The sequence below is a fragment of the Methanobrevibacter filiformis genome (assembly GCF_001639265.1).
GTDB classification, from domain to species: Archaea; Methanobacteriota; Methanobacteria; order Methanobacteriales; family Methanobacteriaceae; genus Methanacia; species Methanacia filiformis.
In genome coordinates this window covers 1-11,257 of record NZ_LWMT01000281.1, presented here as the reverse complement: position 1 = coordinate 11,257, position 11,257 = coordinate 1, and the positions used below count along the sequence as shown (strand labels likewise).

Annotated in this window: 10 protein-coding genes and 1 rRNA gene; 6 read left to right on the top strand and 5 right to left on the bottom strand. The window is 26.1% G+C overall.

Annotated elements, in window-relative coordinates; all coding sequences use genetic code 11:
* Window positions 1–296 precede the first annotated feature (296 nt).
* Window positions 297–1,133, bottom strand: a complete 837-nt coding sequence (locus MBFIL_RS09345) for a fumarate hydratase (protein WP_066973856.1) — start codon at window positions 1,131–1,133, stop codon at window positions 297–299.
* Between the two features lie 399 nt (window positions 1,134–1,532).
* Here MBFIL_RS09345 and MBFIL_RS09340 point away from each other — a divergent pair, with 399 nt between their 5' ends.
* The 4 genes from MBFIL_RS09340 (at window position 1,533) to MBFIL_RS09325 (ending at window position 4,825) form a co-directional block, all read left to right on the top strand.
* Window positions 1,533–2,363 (top strand): citryl-CoA lyase, encoded by an 831-nt coding sequence (locus tag MBFIL_RS09340; RefSeq protein ID WP_066973854.1) that lies wholly within the window; start codon window positions 1,533–1,535, stop codon window positions 2,361–2,363.
* A 611-nt stretch (window positions 2,364–2,974) separates the two neighbouring features.
* On the top strand, window positions 2,975–3,481 hold the full coding sequence (locus MBFIL_RS09335) for a nitroreductase family protein (protein WP_066973853.1): 507 nt from the start codon (window positions 2,975–2,977) through the stop codon (window positions 3,479–3,481).
* A 230-nt stretch (window positions 3,482–3,711) separates the two neighbouring features.
* Entirely contained in the window at window positions 3,712–4,110 is a 399-nt protein-coding gene (locus tag MBFIL_RS09330) for a hypothetical protein (protein ID WP_066973850.1), read from the top strand.
* 382 nt (window positions 4,111–4,492) lie between these two features.
* A complete protein-coding gene (locus MBFIL_RS09325; protein ID WP_066973848.1) occupies window positions 4,493–4,825 on the top strand; it encodes a hypothetical protein in 333 nt (110 codons plus the stop codon).
* A 168-nt stretch (window positions 4,826–4,993) separates the two neighbouring features.
* On the opposite strand, the gene MBFIL_RS09320 is transcribed toward MBFIL_RS09325, so the two are convergent.
* The gene (locus MBFIL_RS09320; RefSeq protein WP_066973846.1) at window positions 4,994–6,145 is read right to left on the bottom strand and encodes a pyridoxal phosphate-dependent aminotransferase; all 1,152 of its coding nucleotides are present in this window, start codon (window positions 6,143–6,145) and stop codon (window positions 4,994–4,996) included.
* A 253-nt stretch (window positions 6,146–6,398) separates the two neighbouring features.
* Window positions 6,399–7,106, bottom strand: a complete 708-nt coding sequence (radB, locus tag MBFIL_RS09315) for a DNA repair and recombination protein RadB (protein ID WP_066973844.1) — start codon at window positions 7,104–7,106, stop codon at window positions 6,399–6,401.
* A gap of 154 nt (window positions 7,107–7,260) precedes the next feature.
* Here radB and MBFIL_RS09310 point away from each other — a divergent pair, with 154 nt between their 5' ends.
* Entirely contained in the window at window positions 7,261–8,202 is a 942-nt protein-coding gene (locus tag MBFIL_RS09310) for an SPL family radical SAM protein (protein ID WP_245637488.1), read from the top strand.
* 165 nt (window positions 8,203–8,367) lie between these two features.
* Here the strand turns inward: MBFIL_RS09310 and mer are convergent, their stop codons facing one another.
* Both mer and MBFIL_RS09300 read right to left on the bottom strand, forming a co-directional pair.
* Entirely contained in the window at window positions 8,368–9,333 is a 966-nt protein-coding gene (gene mer, locus MBFIL_RS09305; protein WP_066973842.1) for a 5,10-methylenetetrahydromethanopterin reductase, read from the bottom strand.
* A 246-nt stretch (window positions 9,334–9,579) separates the two neighbouring features.
* Window positions 9,580–10,284, bottom strand: a complete 705-nt coding sequence (locus MBFIL_RS09300; RefSeq protein ID WP_245637487.1) for a CDGSH iron-sulfur domain-containing protein — start codon at window positions 10,282–10,284, stop codon at window positions 9,580–9,582.
* A gap of 856 nt (window positions 10,285–11,140) precedes the next feature.
* Here MBFIL_RS09300 and MBFIL_RS09295 point away from each other — a divergent pair.
* Window positions 11,141–11,257: ribosomal RNA gene (locus tag MBFIL_RS09295) — 16S ribosomal RNA — on the top strand; the annotation flags it as partial.

The window sequence follows — 11,257 nt, the reverse complement described above, 5'->3', positions numbered from 1 at the left end:
ATTTTTGGAAATAGCTTTTGTTCAAACTTTTTTTAAAAGTTTGTTTCATATTAATAAAAGTATTTCTTATGCTTAGAATGGTTTATTTTTGGAAATAGCTTTTGTTCAAACTTTTTTTAAAAGTTTGTTTCATATTAATAAAAGTATTTCTTATGCTTTAAATGGTTTATTTTTGGAAATAGCTTTTGTTCAAACTTTTTTTAAAAGTTTGTTTCATATTAATAAAAGTATTTCTTATGCTTAGAATGGTTTATTTTTGGAAATAGCTTTTGTTCAAACTTTTTTTAAAAGTTTGCTTATTTTAATCTTATTGTAGCGTGCCTATGTGCCCAACATTGAATACAGACTCCAACAGGGAGTCCTGCAGTGTGTGTATCTATTTTTTTAATTTTAACATCTAATGCAGTTGTTTTACCACCAAGTCCCATTGGACCAATTCCTAAATTATTAATAGCTATTAAAAGTTCCTCTTCTAATTTAGCTAAATCTTTATTTGGATTTCTTTTTCCAATTTCATCTAAAATAGCTACTTTAGCTGATTTAAGAGCTAAATCAGATGTTCCACCAATTCCTACTCCAATAATCATTGGAGGGCAAGGTTTGCCTCCTGCCTTTTTCACAGTTTCAACTACAAACTCTTTAATTCCTTCAACACCTGCACCAGGAAGTAACATGGAAAGTGCATTGTTGTTTTCAGACCCAAAACCTTTTGGTAAAATCGTGATTTCTAAATAATCTTCCTCAATTAACTCTAAATCGATTTGGGGGATGTTAACTCCAATATTGTTTCCTGTGTTCTTTCGCGTGATGGGATCAACAACATTTGGACGTAATGGTACTTCTTCTGTTGCTTTTACAATACCTTTTTTCACTGCATTATATAAGTTTTCAATAGGAACTTTTCCAAGTTTGATAAAAATTATAGGTAGACCTGTATCTTGACACATAGGTATGCCTTTTTCACCTGCAAGTTTGATATTTTTTAAAATAGCTTCAATATTTAGACGAGCTAATTCATTAGTTTCATCTTTAAGGGCATCTTCCAGTGAGGAAACAACATCATTTCCTAGAGAGATAACTGCTTTTTTATAAAGTTGATATACTGCATCTGTAATTTCTTTTTCTGTAACCATTTACATCCTCTTCTGCAATACTAGAAAGATTAATAGTTATTAATATTTATTAAATAGGGATTAAATCAATTAGATTTACTAATAACTTAAATATAAACTTAAAATAGCTATTTGATATATTGGATTCACAATAATTTGATAAACTTTAAGAAGTATTAATCATTTAATCATATATTTAATTTGAATTTATAAAAATATTTCTAAATAATTCTAAAATAAAGATAATTTATAAAACATGTTGTTTAAATAATATAATAAATTTAAATATTTTAAATAATATGAAACAAACATTTCAAACTTTTTAAAAAAGTTTGATCAAAAGTTGTTTTTTGAATTAAGCATTCTAAGTTTGAGTTATGTTTTTATTTGATATTAAATTTTGTGTTATGGGATCTAAAAATGTTAAATGATAATTATTCAGTTAAAAATATTCTTAATGATAATAATAGTAAAATTAAGACTAAAATTACAAAAATTGAACAAGATAAATTAATAACTAGGGGTCATTGTCAAAAAAATCTTATTGAAAATCTCAGCTATATTGAAATGATTTATTTAATTCTTAAAGGAGAGGTACCTTCTAAAAAAATAGCTAAAATATTGAATTATATTTTAGTATCTTTTTGTGATCATGGCGTAACTCCTCCAAGTACTCAAGCAGCTCGTTTAATAGCTTCTTCAGGATCACCTATTAATGTGGCCTTATCTGGAGCTTTACTTTCTTTTGGAAAGAATCATGCGGGAGCCATTGAAAAATCTATGGAACTTTTACAAAATATAGTCATTGAATATGATCTGAATGATTCTATATCTGATGAAAACATTGAAAAAATAGCTATTAATATTGTTAATGAGTTTTTAGAAAATAAAATAAAAATCCCTGGATATGGTCATAGATATCACAAGAAAGATCCAAGGGCTGAAAAATTAATGGAAATAGCTATTAAAGAAGATTTTGTTGGAATTCACACTAAATTAGCTTTGGCTATTGAAAAAGTGTTAATTGATGAAAAAAACATTAGGATTAATGTTGATGGCGCCAATTCTGGAATTTTACTGGATTTAGGATTTAGCTCAAAAGAAGGGATCGGTTTTTTTATAATTGGTAGATTACCAGGTTTAATAGCTCATACTAATGAAGAAATGATGGATGAGTCCTGTTTTAGAAAATTTTTAACCTTAGATGATATTGATTACCAAGGAAAAACTGATTCTCATTTGAATTTCTAATTTTAATTCATTGTATTAACTAATCAACTGATTTAATTAATTATTCGACCTTAAATAATAATCTTTATAAACGATTAATTATTAAAGTTAAACTATAATAATAACTTTTTTTAAATATAATAATTTCTAAATAAATTATATCATTAAGTTATACTAATTATTTCTAATATTGATTTGGTATGGAGGTGCATTATCTTGGCTAAAATAAAAGGAACTAATAAAAGAACCAGACAAAAATCCCATTATAGAAAACCTGGAAGTAAAAGAGGAAGAGGAGTTAAAAGAAGATAGTTTTTATTTATTCCTTTTTCAATATTATTATTATTATTTCTAATTACATTTCATATATTTGTTCATTTTTAATTTTGTTCATTTTTTGCAATCTTTTACATTTAATAACTTATTTTACTTTAAATGTATTCTTCAATTTTAATAACTTATGCTTATTTTACTTTTAATCCTATTCTTTACATTATATTTTTATAATATTTATCCAATAAGTATAAATTATACTATATGCAAGATAATTCAAGGGGATTTAAAATAATTATATTTTTTAATATTTTTTTAATTATTTTTAATAACTTAAATCAATTAAAGGAGATCATATTATGGATTTTTTTGATATAATTAAAGAAAGGTATAGTGTAAGAGGATATAAACCTGATGAAGTAGAAAAAGAGAAACTGGATAAAGTTTTAGAAGCAGGAATAATCGCACCAACAGGTGTTAACTTTCAACCATTTAAAATATTCGTTATTGATACAAAGAAAAACAAAGAAGCTTTAGAAAAAATTTATCCTCAAAAATGGTTTGTAGAAGCCCCATTAGTTTTGTGTGTAGCTGCAGATAAATCAAAAGCATGGAACAGACCATGGGATGGAAAAAATATAGCAGATATTGATGCAACAATCGTCATGGATCACATAATTCTTGCAGCCACTGCTTTAGGTCTTGGAACATGTTATATCGCAGCATTTAAAAAATATGCAGCTATTAAATTTTTAGATTTGGATGAAGAGTATGAACCTGTTTTGTTCACTCCTTTAGGTTATCCTGATGTAGAAAGAACTGATAGACCAAGAAAGTCAGTAAATGAATTGGTAGTTTATAAATAAATTGTTTCATTGAATAGTTTCATTGAATAGTGGCATTTTTTAGACCGTTAGTTACATTTTAGATAAACAACTAAATATTATTTTCATATCTTTTTATATTCTTTTTTTATAATATTCTTTCTTTTCTTTTTTCTTGTTTATTTTTTGAATGTCTTAGATAATCTATTTATAGTTGTATACTCAATATAACTATATTATAAAATTATATACATTCAATTTTTAGTGAAATCATGAAACTTAAAATTATTAAAGCAGAAAATCAAAGTGAAATAGGGGATTTAACACAGAAATTTTTAGATAATAAATTTAAAATAGTTTCAGAAGATGACTCATTTATTTTATTTAAAAAAGTCCGATATGGTGATATCAAAGTACATATATTATGTATTATTTTAGCATTATCTGTTACTCAACCATTTGTTATTTTGAATGTAATATACTTTGGATATAATGTTTTTAAGAGGTCTGAAGCTGTTTTAATAACAACTGAAACACTAGATTCCAATGGAAATCATCTTGAATTTTCAAATTTAGACGATATTAGTATTTTTAATGAAAATAGTAATAAAATAGATTCTAATTTAAATTCATTAAAAAATAAATTTAAAAATATTTTTAATAAAAAATAATATTAGCTTTTCATGTGTTTAATAGAATGTAGATGATTTTTATTCTTTTAAGGTCCAATAACATCTTTTTGGAGATATTATTGTTTCATCTTTTTAAGTTCTTTCATTATTTTATCCACTTCTTTTTTTCTACGCCAGATATTGTAGTGACTTTTGTTGCATTTACTGGGTCTTCAGAATCTTTGAGTGCTTTAATTACTTTTTATGTGGTCATTCATAATATCACTCTAATTTCAATTTTTATATAGCTATTTTAATTAGGATAATAATAAATATATCTTAGTTTCAATGTAAAGTTATACTATATATTTAATTCATTCATTCAATGTTTAATAATAAATAAATTAATAATTACATTTTAAGTAACTATTTGAGGATTTATATGAAGTTTAATAAAGCACAGTTAATATCATTATTATTCGCTTTTATATTTTTAATATGGGGTATTTTAACTATAATAGAGCCTAATTCAAATAATATATCAATTTACAGTGGATTTTTAATGATTATTATTGGAGTTGCATATCCTATTGTAATGTTTATGCCTAAATTGTCAAAAGTAGTCTTACTGATTGAGGGTTTAGCCTTAGCACTTTTTGGATTATTTGTCATGACTTTTCCAGGAAATTTAATATTTATAATTCTTGGAGTAGCTTTAATGATTTTATCTCTTTTAACAATTTTAGATATTTTGCCTACTAAAAGGAATAAATAATAGTGACAAACTTTTAGAAAAAGTTTGATCAAAAGCTATTTCCAAAAATAAACCATTTTAAGTATAAGGAATGTTTTTATTAATATTAAAGATAATAAGAACTAATTAATAATAAAATTATAAATATAATTTTAATCTTTTTTTAAAGTAATATATCATTCAATGAATTTATTCTCTAAGTTCTTCAATAGCTATTGGGAATTCTTTACAGAATATTTTAACTTGTTCTTCGGGGATTGAGAAACTTACTCTTAGGTACTTGTCTCCAAATTCATTACTTGTGTAAGACCCTTGTCTTGTGAATATTTTTTTATCTAAAAGGTTTTCTGATAATTTTTCAGGATTTATTCCTGTTTTAGAAATGTCAATACCTAACATATTTCCATCTGAAGGATAGTTAACTATAAATATGTCATCAATAGTGTCTATCATTTTTTTTATTCGTTTTTGGTTATTTCTGGTTGTTGTTACTATTCTTTCAATCCATGTTTCTTTGGATCTTAATGCAGTTATTGCTCCAGCTTGAGCAACAAGGTTTGTTCCTAAATCATTGATTAAAATAGGTCTTATTGATGCTATAAGCTCTGAAGATGATATGATGGCTCCAATTCTTAAACCAGCCATTCCAGATATTTTTGAAAAACTGTATATTGTTATAGCATGGCTTGGAGCATACTTTGCAACTGAGTAATGAGATCTTGCAAAATCTTTATAGGTTATATCATGAATCATGTATATATCATTTTCAATAGCTATTTCTGCAAATTCTTTAATCTCTTCTTCTGTGTATGCTGAACCTAAAGGGTTAAGAGGATCTATTAAAACAACAACTTTTGTGTTTTCATCAATATTTTCTCTTACGAGTTTTGGTGTTAATTTATAGTGGCATTCTTCATTATAAATAGGCACAGCTCTAACTTCACCTGCAAATCTATCTGCAAAATCATCTATGATTAAATATCCTGGATCACATGTTATTGCATTATTTTTTTTCTCTAAAAGATTATACATACATAAATAAAGTGATTCTGTTCCTCCAGCAGTTATTAAAATATCTAAATCTTCAAGATCTAAATCTTTCAATATTAATTTTTGAAGTTCTGAAAATCCTTCTGGTGGAGGATATTTGCAATATTCTTTACTTTCAATACAACTAATCATGGCATCTTGGATTAAGTTAGTTTCATGTAAATGGTTAGTGTTTTGCCCCATCCATATCATTTCTTTATCATTAAAAACATGTTCAAAGAATTCATTATTTGATTTGAACTCTTTAGGAGGTTTTTTAGCATGCTTTCTAGGTTTTTTTAAATTATCCATACTATCACAATAATGTTCAATGATGAATTAAAAGAAATATATTATCTAAATTAATTTTAAAAATTAATTAAATATCATAAAATTAGATAAAATTAGTTTTTAACTATTAATTAATTAATATTTAGTATGTAACAATTATTAAGATTAGTTAGTAATAATTAACTAATAACTCATTTTTATTATAATATAGGTTTGTTGCAACTTCTTTATAAAATTATTTATATTTACTCATCAATAAAAAATCTCAAAATTTTTATTTTATTCCATCAGATGTGATTTTAAACTTAGTAATAAGTCCTTCTGCTATATGGCGGTGTCTTTGTAATGTAGCTATTCTTTCAGATGGTACATCAGATTTTTGAAGCTCTATAATTACTTTACTCCAATATTTTAATATGGTTCCACCAACTGGTGTAACTTTATTTATACCTTCATCATCGAAATTAGAGTAAATTTGGTTGGTTATTAAAATAGCTATGTTATATTTGCGAGCTATTTTTGATAGCAATCCCATTTGCTTTCCCATAATTTTATTTAGGATAGATGCTTTATTTTCATTTAATCTATATAATGCAACAGCAGAATCTAATACTATTAAGTCAATATCTTCTCCACCATTATTTTTAAGCCAAGTTATTACACTATTCAGGTCATCTTCTTGCTGGTTGAAAGAATGAGGTTCATAGACATAAATATTATTTGCAACAGCTTCAATATCTCTTTTAGCTATTTGTTTTATTCTATCAATTGAAAGTCCTCCTTCTGTATCGATGTATATGACTTTTTGACCAGTTTTTGCAACTCCTACTGATAATTTTAATGCAATATTGGTTTTTCCAGATCCTGGAGGTCCATATATTTGAGTTATGCTTCCTTTTTCGATTCCTCCTCCAATAATTTCATCAATTGAGGAGTTTGTAGCTATTCTTTCAGTTTCTTTAATAGATGCAAGTGGCTTCATGACTTTCACCAAACTTTATATTAATTTTAATATATTAATTCATTCACTTAAATATTATTTATTAATACTTTTATTTAATTATGTGTTATAATAGATAATTACTTAATGGATTTTATTGAAATTAAACTTATACTAATATGCCCCAAATTGGAGTGTGGACATAATCTTTAATTCAATTAATAAATTTGATAAAATAGCAGATAAATATTCTTTTAAAACAAAAGAAACTAGATCTATACTGAATCCTCGAAAAGGTAAAAGATATTTCTTTTTAGAAGATTATACTTTAAATCCTTATATGGGCTGTTCTTTTGATTGTAGCTATTGCTATGTTAATGGAAGTAAATACGCGAATAATACTGAAAATTTCATTGTAAAATCAAATGCTTATGAAATAACTCATACTCAATTAAAAAATAAAGTTAAAAAAGGTCAAAGAGGCATTATTCTCATAGGATCTGCTTCTGATCCTTATGTGGATATTGAAAAAGAGCTATTTTTAACTAAAGATATTCTTACTTTAGCTAAAAGATTCAATTTTCCAGTTCATATAATAACAAAATCTGACCTTATTTTAAGAGATATTGATATTTTAAAGAGCATTCAAAGTTCAGCTATTTTGCCTAATGATATAGAAGAGGATCCTAATCTTAAACTTATAATTTCATTTTCTTTTTCAACAATTGATGATAAAATAGCTGAAATATTTGAACCATTTGCCCCAAAACCTTCATTGAGATTGAAAGCTATTAAACAATTAAAAAAAGAGGGATTTTTTGTTGGAGTTTCATTAATGCCTATTTTGCCATATATAACTGACAGTGAAGATATTCTTGATGAAACCTTTTCAAAATTTAAGGAAGTGGAGGTAGATTATGTTCTTTATGGAGGATTAACTCTTTATGGGGACACAGAAAAAGATTCTAAGATTAAATATTATAACACAATTAAAAAACATTTTCCTGAAATTTATCATAAAACTAAATCTTTGTTTGGAGGAAACATTGGTCCCTCTAATTTATATTATACTAAATTATCAGATAATATTAAAAAAATAGCTAAAAAGTATGATATTTCGCTTTCTATTGAAAAATAAACAATTAATATTTAATTACTTAAAACAAGTATAAAAATAAGCATATGTTTGTAAATAATATATTAGGATTTGAAATTTGTTAATATGAATTTAATTTAAAAAAAGAAAAATATTAGAAAATCAAAGATTTTCTAAGATTATAGAATAAGTAGGTATATTACAAGATTAGTAACTTGCAATAACTTCTCCTAATAATTTAATTGATTCTTCTTTGTTTGGTCCGATAGGTGAACCTGCTACGTATTGAGTAACTCCGCCTTCTTCGAGAGCTTTAATTTTTGGGATGAACTCTTCAGGAGTTCCTACAACAGAAAATGCCTCGAGTAATGCATCATCAACAGCACCAATAGCTCCACCGAAGTCACCTTTAGCAATTAATCCACCAAGTTTTTCATTGATTCCTGCAGGTAATCCGTGTCTTTCTAAGACAGGAGGAGGGGAACCAGCAGCTATGAATGCTACAACTATTTTAGCAGCATTTGCAGCTTTTGCAGAATCTGCAGCAATAGAAGTTGCAGTGTATGCACCAACATCAACATCAGTTAATGCTTTTCCAGCAGCTTTTGCACCTTTTTCTATTAGTGGGATAGCAGCAGCATAATCTTTAGGATTGGATGCGTTAATTAAAACACCGTCAGCAATTTCACCAGCAGTTTCTAACATTTTAGGACCTTGAGCTCCTTGATAGATAGGTATTAATTCTTGAACAGCTTTTACTCCACCTAATTGTGCACCACCTGCAGTTTTACCTCCTGCAAGTAAAGTTCTGAATACATCAACAGAATCTCTTATTGTACTAACTGGTTTGGTCCATTCAATTCCAAGTGCATCGAAAGTAGCTTTATCACCAGGTCCAATACCTAAGGTTGCTCTTCCATTAGAAATTTCATCTAAAGTAGCTATAGCTGCAGCAGTTATTGCTGGAGCTCTTACATAGGGATTAGTTACACCAGGTCCTAATTTAATAGTCTCAGTCGCGTCAGCAATTAATGCTAATGCTTCGTACACGTTTTTATTGTTGTAATGGTCAGTTATCCATGCGTATTCAAATCCTACATCTTCTGCTAATTTAACAAGCTTTGCAATTTTGTCTAAAGGTTCGTTTGGAACAAATTCTATACCGAATTTCATTTTTTATCACCTATTTTATATTAATAAATTTATTAATTACATTATAAAGATTTTATTTACATATATAAAGTAATTTGTTATTCGATGTAAATAGAAAAACTTATATATTTAGTATTGTTTTGCTCTTCAATATTAATTTATATCAATAATTCTTTAATTAAATATTAATAGTTCTTTAATTAATTTGTTTTTTAGGTGGTACTTTTAATATTTATGATGGTTTAATTAATTATGATGAGTATGTTTTTAATCTAATCCCCATTTTTTCCTGAATTTAGCTTGCCTTTCTTGACTTACCCAATGACTTCCATTACAAAATGGTTTATTTTCTGATTTACCACATTGACACAATGTTATTCTGTTTCGTATGTCATAATTATCTCCATTACTGGATTCTATTTCAATTCCTCCTCTTACCCATATTGGACCTTGTACTTTTTCACCAGAATCATAAATCATTATAATCTCTCTTTCATATTCTGATTCAGATGACTCATTATTTTCTTTATTAATTAAAGTTAATCTTCCAGAAGGACAATTTTTAGCTTCTTCAATAGCTATTTCTATAGATTCTTCAGTCCCATCATCTATTAATTTTCTAATTCCTCCTTCTCTAAGGCAGAACCTGGAATGGTCACAAAATATTGTGCGATCGATTAATTTAACTTTATCCGTTTCTATATCGTTGTTTTTTAAATCAGCTAAATTTTTACTAGCTATTTCTTCACCTTTAAAACCTATTTTTCCATGATTTCCATCACAAAATGGCTTATTATTTGAGTGTCCACATCTACAAAGAGAATATGTTTCACTTGTTTCTATTCTTTCTTTTTTTCCAAAGCATATAGGACTATTGTTTTCATCAATTACAAATTCAATTTTGCTCAAAGGAACATTTCCAGTTACAAGATATGGTCCACTTTTTATAATTTTTATCTTCAAATTAACCACTTTTATTAGTTTTTTTTTAAATACTCAACAATTTTTTAAAAAAGTTTGATCAAAAGATGTTTCATGTATTTAAGTATAATTATATTTAATAATATTAAATCTGTTCAATATTTTTATTATTAATTAATATGATGCAAATAGAATACATCATTGCGATTAATAATAATATTATTATATATTATTTATTACTAATTAATTTAATTGTTATTAAGTTGATATAAGACATCTGATTAGAATAATAATAATAATAATAATCTTGAAATTTATGTTTAAATTAAAAATTACCTATATCTGGATCTAAATGGTTATTTAAATGTTTTATTGATTTTTAATAACATATAATTTATATTTTTGGAAAATTGTCTTTGAAACAATCTTGTAGTTGCTGAATAACACTTTTTTTGTTCTTATAATGCATATCATATAAACACTCTTTTTTTAATTAATAGTTATTTTATTTTGCAATATTTTCTAATTATTTTTGTGAGTGTGGTGTTCCTGACTATTGGTTGTGTTACAAGGTTTTATTGTAGTCTCTATTTGGGCTGTAAATCGTTAATAAAATGATTATATTGGTTCAAAAAGGTGTTAATTGCAATGAAAATTATTGTGCATATTTTTATGTTTATATTCAATGTATTTTTTAAACTCTAGGTTTAAAAATGATTGAATGGTAATTGATGAGATCCTAAATTTATTAGGATTGATGTTGGTTTTTAGTAGATGTGGTGATATTTAGTTATTGTATTATATCTAGTTTTAGATGAATAAGATAATATTTTATATTAAATTTCCTGTCTATTTTATTTAAGTGTCTTATTGAATTAAGTACTTCATTAAATTGTTTTTTCTGTCAAATCTGTTTGATCCTGGCAGAGGCTACTGCTATTGGGGTTCGATTAAGCCATGCAAGTCGAACGAATTTATATTCGTGGCGTACGGCTCAGTAACACGTGGATAACCTACCCTTAGG